This is a genomic window from Salinibacillus xinjiangensis (assembly GCF_009649735.1).
Taxonomy (GTDB): Bacteria; Bacillota; Bacilli; order Bacillales; family Alkalibacillaceae; genus Salinibacillus; species Salinibacillus xinjiangensis.
The window spans coordinates 1-16,973 of the sequence record NZ_WJNH01000009.1; the positions used below are offsets into that span (position 1 = coordinate 1).

Annotated in this window: 18 protein-coding genes, 2 tRNA genes, 1 rRNA gene and 1 pseudogene; 13 read left to right on the plus strand and 9 right to left on the minus strand. The window is 38.2% G+C overall.

Going from position 1 to position 16,973, the window contains the following annotated elements:
• Positions 1-48: 48 nt before the first annotated feature.
• From rrf to tsaD, 8 genes are all read left to right on the plus strand, one after another.
• A 5S ribosomal RNA gene (rrf, locus tag GH754_RS13560) occupies positions 49-164 on the plus strand.
• Between the two features lie 48 nt (positions 165-212).
• Positions 213-289 (plus strand) — tRNA-Met (locus GH754_RS13565).
• Positions 290-291: 2 nt separating this feature from the next.
• A tRNA-Asp gene (locus tag GH754_RS13570) sits at positions 292-368 on the plus strand.
• A 162-nt stretch (positions 369-530) separates the two neighbouring features.
• The gene (thiL, locus tag GH754_RS13575) at positions 531-1,502 is read left to right on the plus strand and encodes a thiamine-phosphate kinase (protein WP_153729236.1); all 972 of its coding nucleotides are present in this window, start codon (positions 531-533) and stop codon (positions 1,500-1,502) included.
• A 13-nt stretch (positions 1,503-1,515) separates the two neighbouring features.
• On the plus strand, positions 1,516-1,971 hold the full coding sequence (gene tsaE, locus GH754_RS13580; RefSeq protein WP_153729434.1) for a tRNA (adenosine(37)-N6)-threonylcarbamoyltransferase complex ATPase subunit type 1 TsaE: 456 nt from the start codon (positions 1,516-1,518) through the stop codon (positions 1,969-1,971).
• Positions 1,968-2,675 (plus strand): tRNA (adenosine(37)-N6)-threonylcarbamoyltransferase complex dimerization subunit type 1 TsaB, encoded by a 708-nt coding sequence (tsaB, locus tag GH754_RS13585; RefSeq protein WP_153729237.1) that lies wholly within the window; start codon positions 1,968-1,970, stop codon positions 2,673-2,675. The genes tsaE and tsaB overlap by 4 nt, the downstream gene beginning before the upstream one ends.
• A complete protein-coding gene (gene rimI, locus GH754_RS13590; RefSeq protein WP_153729238.1) occupies positions 2,668-3,114 on the plus strand; it encodes a ribosomal protein S18-alanine N-acetyltransferase in 447 nt (148 codons plus the stop codon). Before tsaB ends, rimI begins: the two co-directional genes overlap by 8 nt.
• Positions 3,114-4,160, plus strand: a complete 1,047-nt coding sequence (tsaD, locus tag GH754_RS13595; protein ID WP_153729239.1) for a tRNA (adenosine(37)-N6)-threonylcarbamoyltransferase complex transferase subunit TsaD — start codon at positions 3,114-3,116, stop codon at positions 4,158-4,160. The genes rimI and tsaD overlap by 1 nt, the downstream gene beginning before the upstream one ends.
• Positions 4,161-4,465: 305 nt before the next feature.
• Here tsaD and GH754_RS13600 read toward each other — a convergent pair whose 3' ends face one another.
• Positions 4,466-6,397 carry an ABC-F family ATP-binding cassette domain-containing protein gene (locus GH754_RS13600; protein ID WP_153729240.1) on the minus strand — a complete coding sequence of 644 codons (1,932 nt, stop codon included), beginning with the start codon at positions 6,395-6,397 and terminating at the stop codon, positions 4,466-4,468.
• A 104-nt stretch (positions 6,398-6,501) separates the two neighbouring features.
• On the opposite strand from GH754_RS13600, the gene GH754_RS13605 reads away from it, so the two are divergent.
• A complete protein-coding gene (locus GH754_RS13605) occupies positions 6,502-7,176 on the plus strand; it encodes a redox-sensing transcriptional repressor Rex (RefSeq protein WP_153729241.1) in 675 nt (224 codons plus the stop codon).
• Positions 7,177-7,220: 44 nt separating this feature from the next.
• On the opposite strand, the gene GH754_RS13610 is transcribed toward GH754_RS13605, so the two are convergent.
• Together GH754_RS13610 and GH754_RS13615 are read right to left on the minus strand one after the other, a co-directional pair.
• Positions 7,221-7,427 carry a YdiK family protein gene (locus GH754_RS13610; protein WP_153729242.1) on the minus strand — a complete coding sequence of 69 codons (207 nt, stop codon included), beginning with the start codon at positions 7,425-7,427 and terminating at the stop codon, positions 7,221-7,223.
• A gap of 7 nt (positions 7,428-7,434) precedes the next feature.
• Positions 7,435-8,142, minus strand: a complete 708-nt coding sequence (locus GH754_RS13615) for a CPBP family intramembrane glutamic endopeptidase (RefSeq protein ID WP_153729243.1) — start codon at positions 8,140-8,142, stop codon at positions 7,435-7,437.
• A gap of 293 nt (positions 8,143-8,435) precedes the next feature.
• Between GH754_RS13615 and groES the strand changes: the two genes are divergently transcribed.
• Together groES and groL are read left to right on the plus strand one after the other, a co-directional pair.
• A complete protein-coding gene (gene groES / locus GH754_RS13620; protein WP_153729244.1) occupies positions 8,436-8,720 on the plus strand; it encodes a co-chaperone GroES in 285 nt (94 codons plus the stop codon).
• Positions 8,721-8,778: 58 nt separating this feature from the next.
• Entirely contained in the window at positions 8,779-10,416 is a 1,638-nt protein-coding gene (groL, locus tag GH754_RS13625; protein WP_153729245.1) for a chaperonin GroEL, read from the plus strand.
• Positions 10,417-10,499: 83 nt separating this feature from the next.
• Here the strand turns inward: groL and GH754_RS19475 are convergent, their stop codons facing one another.
• Both GH754_RS19475 and GH754_RS13635 read right to left on the minus strand, forming a co-directional pair.
• Positions 10,500-11,045 carry a tyrosine-type recombinase/integrase gene (locus GH754_RS19475; protein WP_323742041.1) on the minus strand — a complete coding sequence of 182 codons (546 nt, stop codon included), beginning with the start codon at positions 11,043-11,045 and terminating at the stop codon, positions 10,500-10,502.
• Complete coding sequence (locus tag GH754_RS13635; protein ID WP_153729247.1) at positions 10,958-11,191, minus strand: hypothetical protein; 234 nt, start codon at positions 11,189-11,191, stop codon at positions 10,958-10,960. Before GH754_RS13635 ends, GH754_RS19475 begins: the two co-directional genes overlap by 88 nt.
• Before the next feature lie 307 nt (positions 11,192-11,498).
• On the opposite strand from GH754_RS13635, the gene GH754_RS13640 reads away from it, so the two are divergent.
• Positions 11,499-11,840 (plus strand): hypothetical protein, encoded by a 342-nt coding sequence (locus tag GH754_RS13640; RefSeq protein ID WP_153729248.1) that lies wholly within the window; start codon positions 11,499-11,501, stop codon positions 11,838-11,840.
• A 126-nt stretch (positions 11,841-11,966) separates the two neighbouring features.
• Positions 11,967-12,953 carry a 3-oxoacyl-[acyl-carrier-protein] synthase III C-terminal domain-containing protein gene (locus GH754_RS13645; RefSeq protein WP_153729249.1) on the plus strand — a complete coding sequence of 329 codons (987 nt, stop codon included), beginning with the start codon at positions 11,967-11,969 and terminating at the stop codon, positions 12,951-12,953.
• Between the two features lie 512 nt (positions 12,954-13,465).
• Here the strand turns inward: GH754_RS13645 and GH754_RS13650 are convergent.
• The 4 genes and pseudogenes from GH754_RS13650 to GH754_RS13660 form a co-directional block, all read right to left on the minus strand.
• The gene (locus GH754_RS13650) at positions 13,466-15,157 is read right to left on the minus strand and encodes a methyl-accepting chemotaxis protein (RefSeq protein WP_153729250.1); all 1,692 of its coding nucleotides are present in this window, start codon (positions 15,155-15,157) and stop codon (positions 13,466-13,468) included.
• Between the two features lie 480 nt (positions 15,158-15,637).
• Positions 15,638-15,697 (minus strand): annotated as a pseudogene (locus GH754_RS20115) (RAxF-45 family protein); the annotation flags it as partial.
• 333 nt (positions 15,698-16,030) lie between these two features.
• A complete protein-coding gene (locus GH754_RS13655) occupies positions 16,031-16,402 on the minus strand; it encodes a hypothetical protein (RefSeq protein ID WP_153729251.1) in 372 nt (123 codons plus the stop codon).
• On the minus strand, positions 16,377-16,931 hold the full coding sequence (locus GH754_RS13660) for an acyl-CoA thioesterase (protein WP_153729252.1): 555 nt from the start codon (positions 16,929-16,931) through the stop codon (positions 16,377-16,379). The genes GH754_RS13655 and GH754_RS13660 overlap by 26 nt, the downstream gene beginning before the upstream one ends.
• Positions 16,932-16,973: the final 42 nt, after the last annotated feature.

Consider the following 16,973-nt stretch of genomic DNA (forward strand, 5'->3'; position numbering starts at 1 on the left):
ACTTCTTATCTAGTTTTGAAGTTACTAAAAAAACTTCAAAAACATATGTCCAGTAGCAAGGGCGGAGAGGTCACACCTGTTCCCATTCCGAACACAGAAGTTAAGCTCTCCAGCGCCGATGGTAGTTGGGGTTTTTCCCCTGCGAGAGTAGGACGCTGCTGGGCTATAAATTTTATATCTATTGCATAAGCTACTATTAGCTTTTGTACTATCGCGGGGTGGAGCAGTCTGGTAGCTCGTCGGGCTCATAACCCGAAGGTCGCAAGTTCAAATCTTGCCCCCGCAACCAATGGTCCGGTAGTTCAGTTGGTTAGAATGCCTGCCTGTCACGCAGGAGGTCGCGGGTTCGAGTCCCGTCCGGACCGCCATTATAAATACATACAATGCTTACACAAACCTTAGGATTTTCCTAAGGTTTTTATAATTTACAAAGAAATACAATCTCTTATCAACTAATCTCCTTTACGTTTTAGTCCAGCTATATTTTTTGCTATGATTAGGATAAATTACCCTCTAAGGAGTTTACATTTATGGATGAATTTAAATTTATTGAATCCATTACCCCTAATTACTATAGACAGTCCTCCTTGATGAAAGGCATAGGCGATGATGCGGCGGTAGTACGTCCAGAAAGTGGTTTGGAAATCGTTACTGCCGTTGATACAATGGTAGAGGATGTTCATTTTAGTTTAAAAACGATGAAGCCCTATCATATTGGTTATCGTGTGTTAGGAGCTAATATAAGTGACTTAGCGGCTATGGGGAGTAATCCCGCCTATTATATGGTTTCAATCGTTATTCCCTCTCATTGGTCCGATAATCAACTAAAGGAAATTTATCGAGGAATGAGTGACCATGCTAAGAAATATAGAATGGATTTAATAGGTGGAGATACAGTATCAGGTAATCAATTAGTCGTTACGGTAACAGTGTTTGGGTTTGTGCCAAACGGACGGAGTAGACTCCGCAGTCATGCTCGTGAAGGAGATATTGTGTTTGTTACTGGCCACTTAGGTGACTCTGCATATGGTTTACATTTATTATTTGGGGAAAAGTACAGCTCAGACGGTGCGCAATATTTTACGAAACGACACCAACTGCCTGAACCTCGTGTTCATTTTGCTGAAAAACTGCAAATGTTAAACCGACTATGCTTAAATGATATCAGTGATGGCATTGCTAGTGAGGCAAATGAAGTTGCTGAAGCATCTAACGTGGAAATTCATCTCGACTATCATTTACTACCTATAAGAGACGAATTAAAAGAGTTTCCATTTGATCAGCAGAATGAATGGGTGCTTTCAGGTGGGGAAGACTTTGAATTAATTGGAACAGTGGCTGAAAAGGATTGGCCTGTTGTTCAAGATGCGGCCCATAGCACGAATACTAAGGTCACAAAAGTTGGTTATGTCAAAAAAGAGGGACAAAATAGTCAGGTTTATTTACATGCTCAACAAGAGAAACAAATCCTAAGGAAAACAGGCTATGTCCATAAGCAATAGAATAGGTGATATTATGAAGTCATTTAAGATATCTACTAGTAGTCCTGAAGAAACCATGAATTTTTCCGCCAATTTAGCGAATAAATTACAGCCAGGTGATGTGATTACGCTGGAGGGAGATTTAGGTGCTGGGAAAACAACATTTACCAAGGGACTAGCTAGAGGACTAAATATTAAAAGAACCGTTAATAGTCCGACCTTTACGATTGTAAAGGAATATGAAGGCGATTTACCTCTATATCATATTGATGCTTACCGATTGGAGCACAATGAAGAGGATTTAGGCTTTGATGAGTATTTTGAAGGTGATGGGATAGTAGTGGTAGAATGGGCAAAATTTATTGCAGACTACTTACCAGAGGAACGTCTAAATATAGAGATTACATATCAGGAGCAAGATGGAAGAATTATTGAATTACTTCCTCAGGGTCAAAGGTTCGAAAAAATGTGTAGGGAGTTAACGGAATGAAAGTGCTAGCAATCGATACATCCAATCAAGTTATGAGTGTGGCTGTTTTAAATCAACAGGAAGTCGTTGTTGATTACACCACAAATGTAAAGAAAAATCATTCTGTTCGTCTTATGCCAGCTATTCACACAGCCATGAAAGAAGCTGGTTTAACACCAAGTGATCTGGATTTGGTTGCAGTCGCTCAGGGACCAGGTTCCTTTACAGGGGTCAGAATCGGTGTAACGACTGCGAAGACCATGGCCTATAGTTTAAACATCCCCATTGTACCTGTTTCTAGCTTAAATATCGCAGCCTTTAACGGGTTGCCTTTTGAGGGAAAGATTTGTTCATTTTTTGATGCAAGAAGAGGTCGAGTGTACGCTGGTTTATATCAATCAAATGGTGAAGAGTTAGAAGAGGTATGGGATGAGGAAAATATTTTATTTACTGATTGGCTAGAAAGACTAAAAGAACTGAATGAAAAGGTTTTGTTTATTAGTAATGATGTATCTCTCCACAGGGAAACGATTGAAGAGGTACTAGGGGAACAAGCTTTATTTTCCCCGCCCTATCTGAATGTACCTAGAGCAGCTGCATTAGGCTATGTGGCCCAGAAAAAAAGAGCTGTTGATGCCCACCAAGTGGTTCCGAATTATTTACGTTTAGCTGAGGCCGAGGCGAAATGGTTAGAGAAAAATCAGGAGAAACAGAACCATGAATAATTTATTTATTCGACCAATGAGAGAGGCGGACCTTTCACAAGTGATGGAAATTGAAAGGGTTACCTTTACAACCCCATGGGATCTGGATGCCTTCGAGACGGAATTACATAAAAATGAATTCGCTCATTACTATATCATTGGTCAAGATGAAAGGATTTTTGGATATTGTGGATTATGGGTGGTCTATGAGGCCGCACAGATTACCAATATTGCGATTCTCCCAGAATATAGAGGGAACAATTATGGTGATAGGCTTTTTGCTCATGTAGTTAAAGAATCAACAGAATTAAATGCCAAGGAGCTATCGCTAGAGGTTCGTATTTCTAATATTGTGGCACAAAAGCTATATCGAAAATATGGGATGGTACCTGTTGGGGTTAGAAAAAACTATTATGTGGATAATCAAGAAGACGCAATTGTAATGTGGGTGAAATTATAATGGAAAAAGATCAATTTATATTGGCAATTGAGACAAGCTGTGATGAGACTGCTATGTCGATTATTAAAAATGGATGTGAAGTGGTTTCCAATGTAGTCGCATCACAAATAGACAGTCATAAACGTTTTGGTGGAGTCGTTCCAGAAATCGCTTCAAGGCACCATATTGAGCAAATCACAATCGTCCTAGAAGAAACGCTGCAAAAAGCGAACATGGATATGAACGCAATAGATGCAATAGCAGTAACAGAAGGCCCAGGCCTAGTTGGTGCATTACTAATTGGCGTAGCTGCGGCTAAATCCCTTGCCTTTGCCCATCAAAAGCCGTTGATTGGGGTCCATCACATAGCAGGCCATATTTACGCTAACCGACTTGTGGAAGAGTTTCAATTTCCACTCCTTTCTTTAGTTGTTTCAGGTGGACATACAGAGATAATCTTAATGAGGGACCATGGAGAATTTGAAGTGATTGGGGAAACACGGGATGATGCAGCAGGGGAAGCCTATGATAAAGTCGCTAAAACCCTTGGACTGCCTTATCCAGGAGGTCCGCATATCGACCGACTTGCTCAGGAAGGTGAAGACCAGTTTCAATTTACGAGAGCCTTACTTCATGAAGATTCATATGATTTCAGCTTCAGTGGTTTAAAAACAGCTGTGATGAATACTCTTCACAATGCCAAACAAAAAGGGCAGGAGCTCTCAGATGTAAACCTTGCTGCAAGCTTTCAGGCTAGTGTCATTGATGTTTTAGTTGAGAAAACGTATCGGGCTGCTAAGGAATATGGGGTCAAACAATTGATTGTCGCTGGTGGTGTAGCAGCCAACAAAGGCCTACGGAAGGCTTTAGAGGAAAAATTTTCAGCTGAGAAGGATTTGGAATTATTAATCCCTCCTTTTCACCTCTGTACCGATAACGCTGCTATGATCGGTGCCGCAGCAAGTATTGCTTATGAACAAGGACATCGGGCTAAATTAGATTTAAATGCTAATCCTTCATTAAGCTTAGAAAAATATGCAAAACGCTCTAAGAAAACTCCAGTTTGAGATGAACTGGGGTTTTTTTAATGGTTCTGCAGCTATACACAGCTCAAATATACATATGTGTACAAACGAACAAAAATCCTTCCATGCCAGCTTTCAGTATGTGAATAAAATATGTGGATAACATTGGATTTGTTTGTGGATAAAGTGGATAACTCCTGTGAATAGGATAACAACTATGTGTTTAATGTGTACAAGTCTGTGAATAACTGTGCATAACTAAAGAGAAAATGACAAAAACGGACGAAACCCTATATGCTTTGACAAAAGTCATGAAAAAAGATGTCCCCATCCTGTGGAGACATCCATTAATCCGTTGTTAATTCCTCTTGTAATTCGGTCCACTCCTCTAAAAACTCCTCAAGCTGACTCGATAGATGTTCATTTTCCTTTGTTAACTCCTGTAATTTCTCATGATCATTTAAGAATTCAGGCTTAATCATATCCTGTTCATTGGCTTCCATTTTCTCTTCTATCTCTTGAATTTGTTTTTCTAATTCATCTATTCGTCTTTGTATCTTTCGTAATTCGCGTTTCTGGGCCTTATCCTGGAAAAATTGGTGTTTATCCTCTTGAACTTCCTGAGGCTTATTCTCTAGAGCATTTAGCTCCTGTATTTCTTTTTCCTCTTGCTTCTTACTCAAATAGTAGTCGTAATCACCTAAATAAACCTGGGTGCCTGTTTTCGACATTTCAACAATGGTGGTGGCAATCCGATTAATAAAGTACCGGTCATGGGAGACGAAAAGGATTGTTCCAGGAAAATCTGCCAGGGCTGATTCTAATACCTCTTTACTATCCAAATCTAAATGGTTTGTCGGTTCGTCCATGATTAAAAAGTTGGCTTTTTGAAGCATGAGCTTGGCTAAAACTAACCTAGCCTTTTCGCCACCACTTAAGGATGGGACAGGCTTTAGCACATCATCGCCGGAAAATAAGAAATTCCCTAAAACGGTTCGAATTTCTTTTTCGGGCTTGGATGGATATTCATCCCATAATTCATGTAAAACCGTTTTATCATTGGAAAGGTTGGTCTGTTCTTGATCATAATAGCCGATTTGTACATTCGTTCCATGTTGGATACTGCCATGGCTAGGCTTAAGGGATCCTATTATTGTTTTTAGAAGAGTAGACTTTCCTATCCCATTTGGGCCGACAAGACCGATGCGATCACCGCGATGAATCATTAAATTTACATGTTGGAAAATGTCATCATCTGTTGATGGGTAGCGGAAGGATACATCATTGATTTTTAAAACATCATTTCCACTTTGTCGGTTAATGTCAAAGGAGAATTTAGCTGATTGGTTTTCAAGCATAGGCTTGTCCATAAGCTCCATTTTTTCGAGCTTTTTACGTCTACTTTGAGCTCGTTTCGTGGTGGAAGCTCGAACGATATTTTTTTGGATAAATTCCTCCAGCTTTTTGACTTCAGATTGCTGCTTTTCATATTGTTTTACATTTTGCTCGTAATCCTCTGCCTTTTGTACAAGATAATCACTGTAGTTCCCATTATATTTTTTTGATGTTTGAAAGGAGATTTCATACACAACGTTCACGGTTTTATCTAGGAAATAGCGATCGTGAGAAACAATGACGACCGCACCCTGATAGCCTTGAAGATACTGCTCCAACCAATCTAACGTACCTATATCTAAGTGGTTGGTTGGCTCGTCTAAAATGAGAATGTCAGGCTTTGACAATAGCAGTTTTCCAAGAGCAAGCCTCGTTTTTTGACCACCACTTAATGTATTTATCGGAGTATTAACGTTATGAAACTTAAGGCCAGTTAAAATACTTTTGATATCAGCCTCGTATTCAAACCCGCCCATCCGTTTAAATTCTTCTTGCTTTTGGTCATAATCAGCTAATAGCTGTTGATAGGCTGTTTCGTCTTGAATAAGGTCAGGGTCACCCATTTTTAATTCAATCTCACGAATCGTCTTTTCCATTTTTTTTAAATGACTAAAGACAGATTCCATCTCCTCCCAAATGGTTAAGGAGGATTCCAGTCCTGTATTTTGAGCCAAATAACCTAGGGTGGTATCCCTGGGTTGCAGGATTTCACCACCGTCATACGACATATCACCTGCCATGATTTTTAACAGTGTCGATTTTCCTGCGCCATTCCGACCAACAATGGCAATACGGTCTTGGCTATGTACTTCTAATTTAATATTCGATAAAATAAGGTCAGCACCAAAATATTTTTCTATATGATTTACTTGCATTAATATCATGAAATTATTCACCTCAACGTGATTAAGTGTATCTTAATTAGAAACTAGATAGCAAGATTAGAGATGTTACCATAGATAATTTTAGCACAACTAGGGGGATGACAATGTCCAATAACGGAAATCACAAGATACCACAGGCAACAGCGAAACGACTTCCTCTCTATTATCGTTTTATCAACAACTTATATAATCAGGGCAAGGCAAGAGTATCTTCAAAAGAGTTAAGTGAAGCGGTAAAAGTGGATTCAGCCACAATTCGGAGAGACTTCTCATATTTCGGAGCATTAGGTAAAAAAGGATACGGTTACAACGTCAATTATTTATTAACCTTTTTCCGCGAAGCATTAGAGCATGATGATACGACCAAGGTCGCCTTAATAGGTGTTGGGAATCTAGGTACTGCGTTTTTAAATTATAACTTTACGAAAAATAACAATACCAAAATGGAGATGGCCTTTGATACAAGTATGGAAAAAGTGGGGACTGAAATTGGTGGGGTACCCGTCTATCATATTGATGATATAGAGGACAAGATTGGAAAGGACATTCAGATTGCCATTTTAACAGTTCCGGCCCAAGCTGCACAGCCTATGGCAGAACGAGTTGTGAAGGCAGGCGTGGAAGGAATTTTAAACTTTACACCAGCCCGTATTACGGTTCCACCTCACATTCGCATTCACCATATTGATTTATCTGTTGAATTGCAATCATTAGCCTATTTTTTAAAACATTACCCCTTAGATGAGGAAGAACAAGTGGAGCAAGATCCAGAGAGTTGATCGCATCTAAAGCATAAAAAAGCTAACTCCTAAGAGCTAGCTTTTTATTTTTTATTATTTTTTGCATTTTTAATTCTATAATGAAGCTTAATTAAACGTATGGCGACAGCAAAATCAAAGGTAGCAACCACAACAAGTATGATGGTTGTAAAATTCCAGATTGTCTCTTCTACACTCTGAGTAGCAATGTAAGTAAATACAACCCCCATAAATAAGTATAAGGCTGACATAAATAAAGGTGATGCTCTCATAAAAGTTTTAGCCTCCGATTAAAATAGTTTGGAGCTGTTCAAGCTCCTCTCTCATTCTTTCTATATCCTCTTCTGTTACGTTATATTGTATCAAAAATACAAACGTATTAATGGAAACGTGGATTAGGATTGGAACTAGTATGGTTTTCGTTTTGACATAAACAAAGGCAAATACCATTCCAACAGATGTATAAATGAGTAGATGCTCTGGCTCTTGATGTAAGATACCGAAGATGATTGCCGAAATAATAGCAGCAATAAAAAAGTTATACTTTTTGTAGATGGATCCAAAAATGATTTTTCTAAAGACAACTTCCTCTAATAACGGTGCTAAAATAGCCGTAACGATTAAAAACAGTGGAAGGTCTCGTGCAATATTCATTAAATTAGCGGTATTATCTGATCCTGGTTCAATTCCTAGCGCTAATTCAATCATCGCAGCTGAATAATTAGCAGCTAAAACTAAGAAAAATCCACCAATCACCCACAGGATTTTATGCCCAGTACTAATGGAGCGCTGTTCACGGGCTTGTTTCATATCAGGACGTAATAGTTGAATAATCACAATAGCCATGATTGGAAACACAATAATCGACCAAACACCAGAAACCTGTTCCATAGGTACCCCTAGTGCCACAAGTAAAGGGCCACCAATGACCCCGGATAATAGTCCAATAACATAAGTTAAAATAACATACCAATATCTTCTCGGCAATTAAGACGACTCCTTTATACCAATATTTCAAATACAGAGTGCTATAAATAATAATATATTTTTCTTGTTTTAAACATATTACTTTATGGACAATATAGAGTTGGATTTCACTTTCTCATTATATAGGAAAAATAATGATTATAAAAATAAAGACTTATGAGAGTTAACCAAAAAAAATAATAAACAACACTTGCATTATGAAAAGAAATTCATTATTATAATAATTGAAATTAGCACTCACTTTAAATGAGTGCTAACAAAATAAAAGGAATGAATTTGAGGAGGGTTTCAATATGTTAAAGCCACTAGGTGATCGTGTTGTTATCGAAGTAGTAGAGCAAGAAGAAACAACAACAAGTGGGATTGTACTTCCTGATTCTGCAAAAGAAAAGCCGCAAGAAGGGAAAGTAGTTGCAGTAGGTTCAGGACGAGTAACTGACAATGGAGAACGTGTAGCACTAGAAGTTGCTGAAGGAAATGCTGTAATCTACTCAAAGTATGCTGGCACAGAAGTGAAATATGAAGGTAAAGAATACTTAATTCTTCGTGAGAGTGACATTTTAGCTGTTATTGGCTAATTTGGACGAGGAACATTTTTTCATATCATAATTTGTAAATTATAAGGAGGGCATATTCATGGCTAAAGAGTTAAAGTTTAGTGAAGACGCGCGTCGCGCAATGCTTCGTGGAGTTGATACATTAGCAAATGCTGTTAAAGTTACCCTTGGACCAAAAGGACGTAACGTGGTACTTGATAAAAAGTTTGGTTCTCCACTAATCACCAATGATGGTGTTACGATTGCAAAGGAAATCGAGCTTGAAGATAACTTTGAAAACATGGGTGCACAGCTTGTATCTGAAGTTGCATCGAAAACAAATGATGTAGCTGGTGATGGTACGACTACAGCTACTGTACTTGCTCAAGCAATGATTCAAGAGGGGCTTAAGAACGTTGCTTCAGGTGCAAACCCAGTTGGTGTACGCCGTGGTATTGAACAAGCGGTTGAGGTTGCAGTTAAAGAATTAAGAGGTATTTCTAACCCAATTGAAGGAAGAGAATCTATTTCTCAAGTAGCCTCTATTTCTTCTGGTGATGATAAGGTAGGTCAATTGATTGCTGAAGCAATGGAACGCGTTGGAAACGACGGTGTTATTACCATTGAAGAATCAAAAGGCTTTGACACAGAGCTAGAAGTAGTAGAAGGTATGCAATTTGATCGCGGTTATGCTTCTCCATACATGGTTACTGACCAAGATAAAATGGAAGCTGAACTTGAGGATCCATACATCTTAATCACAGATAAAAAGATTTCTAACATCCAAGAAGTTCTACCAGTACTAGAGCAAGTTGTTCAACAAAGCAAGCCAATCTTAATCATTGCTGAGGATGTAGAAGGTGAAGCACTTGCTACATTAGTAGTGAACAAACTACGTGGTACATTCAACGCAGTGGCTGTTAAGGCTCCTGGCTTTGGTGACCGTCGTAAAGCAATGCTAGAAGATATTGCAACTCTAACTGGTGGTCAAGTGATCACAGAAGATCTTGGTTTCGATCTAAAGAGTGCTTCCATTGAGCACCTAGGTCGTGCTTCTAAAATTGTTGTAACAAAAGAAAACACAACCATTGTTGAGGGTGCTGGTGAAGCAGATGCGATTTCTTCTCGTATTGGCCAAATCCGTGCTCAATTAGAAGAAACAACTTCTGAATTTGATAAAGAAAAACTACAAGAGCGTTTAGCTAAGCTAGGTGGCGGTGTAGCTGTAATCAAGGTTGGTGCTGCAACTGAAACAGAACTTAAAGAGCGTAAACTACGTATTGAAGATGCGCTTAACTCTACTCGTGCTGCAGTAGAAGAAGGTATTGTTTCTGGTGGTGGTACTGCACTTGTAAACATCTACAACAGCGTAGCTGGATTAGAACTTACAGGTGATGAAGCAACTGGTGCAAGCATTGTCCTACGTGCTCTTGAAGAGCCTGTACGTCAAATTGCTCACAACGCTGGTCTAGAAGGATCTGTTATTGTAGAGCGCTTGAAGGGTGAAGAAGTAGGTATTGGTTTCAATGCTGCTTCTGGCGAATGGGTAAACATGGTTGAAGCAGGTATTGTTGACCCAACTAAGGTTACTCGTTCTGCACTTCAAAACGCTGCATCTGTAGCTGCTATGTTCCTAACAACTGAAGCTGTTGTTGCTGACCTACCAGAAGAAGACAACGCTGGTGGCGGAATGCCTGACATGGGCGGCGGCATGGGCGGAATGGGCGGCATGATGTAATACCGCCCCCCTCAACCCTTGATATGAGTGGGTTTTATATAAGATGAAAGTGTGATGTTAACATTTTGTTAACATTGAGGATTTTAATTGAGGCTTCTCATGAGTTGAGCAAACTTTTGGGAAGCTTCTTTTTTCATTTCTTGTGTTAAACGGAAATAAACATCTTTTGTTATTTGATCATCTGAATGACCGAGTCTATCCATTATTTGCTCAAGAGCTACACCTGCCTCGGCTAAAAGAGATGTATGTGTTTGCCTTAATGAATGTGGTGTTAAATCCGGATTCAAACCAGAAATCTTTAACAGCCTTGTCATTCGATTTTGAATAGCCTTAACTACAATTGGAAAACCATGCTGTCGCTCCATTTTTGCAAAGATGAAGTCTTTATTATAATAATCATCCCCTATATCCTTGATGACTTGATCTTGAATTTCTTTATGTTTCTTCAAAATACTTATTACATCTTCATCCCAAACTATTTTTCGTCGTGTATTTGGGTTGTAATTAGTTTTAGTAATGTTAATCGTGTGGTTAATAAAATCTACATCTTTCCATTTGAGAGCAACCAATTCCCCAATCCGGATTCCTGTGTAGAAAAGGATAGAAACATCAAGTAGTCTAGCTCTAATCCTTGTTCTTTGGCAATTTTTAAAAACGAAGAAGGTTCTTCTTTCTCCAGATATTTTGGAACTTCTTCTTCCCCTAACTGCTCAATGGTTTTCTTAACTTTTCTAAAATAAGCAAATTCGGTTGGATTCTTCTTTATAATTTCCATTTCAGGCGCTTTTCGGAAAATCATTCTTGATGTTCGATTTATTGCTAAGGGAACAGAGACAACCTTATCATACCTACACCCTAAAAAATGAAGTAAATTATCCGATAAATAAAGAGTTACCATTGGGTAATTACTTTTTGTTTATGATCCCCTGAAGCAAGAGAACTGACTGACCCCACCACATATCACAAAGCTTTAACAAACAAGAAGATAATTGATATACAATTATTCATTCATGAAAAGTTCGCAATATGTTGCATAATTCAGGGAAATAATCAGGGATATTTTTCATCAAAGGAGAATGTACATGAAAAAATATGACATTAACATTGTAAATGACAAAAATACAATTGAAATGGCAGTACGTGGCAGTTTTAAAGAGGAAGACGTTCAAAATTTTGTACGGGATTATCAAAGCGCTGTATCCAGAGTAAATGTTGAAAACTTCACCTTAGAAGTTGATTGTACAAATATGGATATTTTACGACAGGAAATGATCCCGCAACTGGAAAACTCTTTTAAAATGTATAATGAGTCCGGCTTTAAAACCGTACAATTTAATACGAAATCCAATGCAATCTTAAAGTTACAACTCCACCGTCTTGCGCGAAATGTTGGAATGAAAAACGCGAAAATTGTTGAAGTTTAAACAAATGGGGCCAGTTGTGGAGAAAGCACTTTAGTTTGTTTTTTCCTTTTTATATGAGAATATATATATCAGTTATCGCTTATGTTTTTCTCTATAGTAATTAGATAAAGGGGAGACTCAACTAGAATGACCAGTATAAAAATTAAAGAAGTCGAAATCTATCATCCTGAAAAAGTAGTAAACAACGACTATTACATCCAACATTTTAAAGAGAAAAAAGATATTTCCCACTTCTTAGAGGTAATGGGCAGAGAAAATCGATATGTTATTGATAACGAAGAAGAAAACGGATTAACAATGGGGATTGATGCGAGTAAAAAGGTTCTTAAAAAAGCCAATCTAACCGGAGAAGATATCGACCTGATTGTATTTACAACTCAGGTACCGGAAACTACATTTCCTTCAAACGCGACGTATGTACATGATGCAATCGATGCCAAACATGATACCATTATCATGGATACAAATGCAAATTGCGCTGGTATGACAGTTGCCGTTGAACAGGCTTCCTACTACATGAAAGCGAACCCTTATGTAAGTAAGGCCTTAATAATAGGATCTGATTACAACACCCTCGTCAGTAACCCTGAAGAGGAAATTACTTATGCGTGTTACGGAGATGCTGCTGCAGCAGTTATCTTAGAAAAGACCGAGGAAGAAGATACTGGTTTCATCGATTCGATTTATTTCACCGATTCGATTAACCGTGATATGATCAGATTCCCTAAAGATGGTTTAACGAAAAGTATTTTAGAAAATAGAAGTGTTTCTTCTATTAGTTGGCTGCCATTCGATGGTGGCATTGCCTTACCACCGACCTATGAAATGTTTAACAAAATTTTAGAGCGTAATCATTTAACCACCAAGGATATCAAAGCTTATTGCTTATCTCAGTTTGCTTTAAGCAATATACTTAAGATCCAGGACCACTATACTCTTCAGGATGAACAGCTCATTTATGTTGGGGATCGTTTCGGTTACACCGGAACAAGCAGCCCTTTCATTGCTTTATATGAAGGGATCGAAACAGGGCGTATCCAGCGAGGGGATTACATTCTTTTTTGGACAATTGGGTCAGGTTATGAATTAGTTGCTACCTTATTTAAATATTAGGCCGTTTTCTAAAAAAGCCAAATGGTAAAAAGAGCAACCAATATAGTAAGTTGGGGGGAGGGAATAACCTCCTCTTTTCTATGCTCAAATAATAAAAAATAAGACAAAGGCGACGGTAATATAAATGTAGCGAAAACATTTGACCTGTATTCGCTACTAAAAAGGCTATTCTGTTTTTTTCCCTTATCCATCTTTTGATCAATACTACGCAGAGTTTCTTGCATCTTAAATAGAGTTGGAAGCTCCAGCTATAATTTAAATAAGACCCATAATGATAGAAAAGATAACACCTATCCAGAAGATTACTTGAATGATTGTGGTGATGGTGTGATCAGTTTATTAAAACTGGTTAGCTCCTCCAAGTTCATGTCTGCACCCTCATTTCTACAAAATAGAGTACCCAAAGAATACGCATAGCCTACCATGCTATCGTCTTTGGATACTTCCGTTTACTTTATACTAGCAAATTCGACATGTTTGCCAATTTAATATGTTAGTTACTTAAACACTTATTACAGTTTAAAACGACGTACTAGGCCGTTTAATTCTTCCGCAAGTCTGGATAACTGCTCAGAACTGGACGCAAATTCCTGCATGGTACTACTTGTTTGTTGTGATGCTGCGGCTGTTTCTTCAACACCTGCGGCAGCTTCTTCAGATACAGACGCAATTTCCTCAATAGATGAATTCATATTTTTGCTTGTTTGGGACATTTCAACCAGATTTTCCGTTATAAATCCAACACTTGAGGCCATTTCATCGATCGCTATACTGATTGTTTCAAACGTATATTCCGTAGATTGGATTTGGTTTGCACCTTTTTCTACCTCACTATACCCATCTTGCAGTGATTCGACCACGTTTGAGGATTCCGACTGAATACTGCCTACAATTCCTGTTATTTCGGTTACCGAATTAGAAACCTGCTCAGCCAATTTTCGAACTTCATCGGCTACTACAGCAAATCCTTCACCATGCTCTCCCGCTCTGGCCGCTTCAATGGCAGCATTTAAGGCTAACAGATTCGTCTGATCAGCTATATCCTTAATAACGATGACTAATTTTGAAATTTGATTCGATTGTTCGTCTAAGCCTTTTACTTTTTCTACTGCTTGTTCAACAAGCTTGTGAATAGATTGTATTTGATCGACTGACTTGTTCATCAGCTGTCTTCCATCGTTTGTCATTTGCAATACTTGTTTCGAGGCATCATAAATTAGTTCACCGTCTTCGTTTGCTTCTTCCACTTTAGTAGAGAAGTTAGTGGCATTGTTTGCTAACTCACTGGCATTGTTTGCTTGTGTTTCAGAGCCTGAAGCAATTTCTTCCATGGTCGAAGAAATTTTTTCTGTTCCACTCATGACTTCATTGGCTGATTGAGTCAGCTCTTCACTGTGGCTTGAAACAGTCTCTGATACCGAATTGATTTTACCTAGAAGCTCCCTCATATTATGATTCATATCATTTGTCACTAAGACAAGGTCGCCGATTTCATCTTTTGTTTTCGCTTCTAAGTCTTCACCGGTTAAATCTCCGTCCGCTATATCCCTCATGCGACCCATGACCGTTTTAATCTGTCTCATCATACTTTGAGAAAAGGTAATAGCAATTGCCACTCCTAAAATCACAGCTAAAATCGTGATGACTAAACTGATATTCATGTTCACACTGCTTGTATTGACAATTTCATCTCCAGCTTCATGGATAAATCCTTCCCGTTCACTTGCCAGTTCTTGAAAAGAGTTAATTAATTCGTCCGAAAGAGGCTGAACCTCTGTGCGCATGATTTGCATGGCTTTCTCTTTGTTGCCGTTATCATACGCCGCAAAAACCTGATCAGTTAGCTTTCCCCATTCAATTTTTTTGTCAATAAGCTTTTGTACTTTTTCAGAGTCACTAAGTTCGACTAATTCATTTTCCAATGCAATACTTTTTTCAATACCAGCTTCAAATCTGTCTCTTAATGCTTCATCGTCATATAGTAAAAATCCTCTTAAAAGGTTTGTTCTTTGGGACATATTCAAAGCTATTTGTTCATCCTTAATTAATAGATTTAATTGCATTTTGGTTAAATCTTCCATATCTTCCGTCGTATTCTTATTAAAACTAATGGTTGTGATTCCTAATACTAATACGAGTAAAATAATAGCTGCAAATGCTGTTATTATTTTTGTTCTAACGCTTTTAAAGTTTAAAATTCTCATTGATGCACCTCTCCAGTTTTCTTATTTCAAATAATTGTATGATTCGTACTTCTTATGGAGTTCAATTTTTTCAATCTAATACTGTGTATGTATGCCTATGTACTGTATAGATTCAGGTTCAAATACCACCTCACATTAAATTATAAACAAGCCTTATTAATCATTTAGACATGAATCGCCAACTTACTACAATATATTTATCGACTTGTATGACATAGATTTAATAATATATATCCAAAATTCACATTTAGACGTGCACATTTCCTTTTATTACAGAGACTGGGCTACTTGGAAAAATGGATTAAAACAGCCATGAGAAGAAGACATATCTTCCCATGGCTGTTAACCAGACCGGTAATTAACCCATTTCGGGTGTTCCACATTACTGTTGTGCATTCAATCATGAAAAAAGAGAGCATGAAAAAACACTCTCCTTAACTGTTCTTAAATTTATCAGGGTAAGAGATGTTTCTCACTGTTTTAATCTGCTATGGAGTTGTTAAAAAAGGACACACGTATCCCGTTAACAACTGCAACAGCTGTAAATCACCGTTAAAGATGTTACAGCCAACAATATCCAAAACGTTGATTTTCCATGCTTTTTGCACCTCACGTTAACGATATTACACACTCTCACCATAGGGGCGGCATGATGTAATAAGTGCCCCCATGGACCTTAATATGGAAAACACTATAGATCTAATGAGCCTCTCATAGTTTCATTGAACTATTGAGAGGCTTTTTCTTCATTGTTTTCATCCATTTTGTATTTTCAGAGGTCACAGCATTCTGCATTAGCGAACTAAAGGAAGGCGTAACACCAAGTTTTTAGCTTATGGTGTTACGCCTTTTTCCTCTAAGCGAAAATTGCTCCTATTTCATAATTGTGGATCCTCTCAATAGCTCCGGTTTAGCTCCTAGAACCAATAAAGATAGTTTAGCGTCTCCGATATCACGGTGTTGGTCTAAAACCGTTTTGACTACAGGAAAATCTCGGTGATTTTTTAGTTTGTCCACTTCCTTTTTATAAAGGGACAAAACTGAGCCTTTAACGAATTCCGGGTACGTAGTGTTCAAATCCTCATCCATAAGGAGGGCTCCCATATAGCCGTACTTGATTTGAAGTTGCCTAGTTAAGCTCACGACATGGGTTAATATATCATAGATTTCAGGGTTACAGTGACTGACTTCTTCCAAACCTTGTTTCGCTTCATATAACTCATCCAAGCTTGCTAATTTCAACATTTTTCTCTACTCCTTCTTCCCATGGTTTTTCAAGTTCGATAATATCTGTAAGCTGAGAACTCTGCTCCCGTCTGATTCTACGCGTTTTCGCACGTTCTTCTCCGGACTGATAGAGGAATTTCTGTTCATTGGTCTCTGGTATAACCGCCGGGACTTTAATGGCTTTTTTATTTTCATCAAGGGCCACGAACGTTAAGAAAGCTGTTGCGGCCATGCGGCGGTGACCAGTAATCATGTCTTCGGCTATCACTTTGCAGAAAATTTCCATTGATTTATTTCCTGTATAAGACACAAAGGACTCCACGCAGACCGAATCGGTTTGATGGATTGGGTGTAAGAAATCAATAGAGTCTGTCGAGGCAGTGACGCATTCTTTCACACGAGCATGTCGCCTTGCTGATATGGTCGCGTTGTTGTCTAGTTTCTTCATAAGGACTCCGCCAAACAAAGTATTGTAGTTATTTAAATCGTTGATCATCACTTGATCTGTATTGATCACTAAACTTTCTTTTGCGCGTTTTGCTTCCATGTGTTTCTCTCCCCTTTTATATGGAATGGTTTAGTGTTTGTA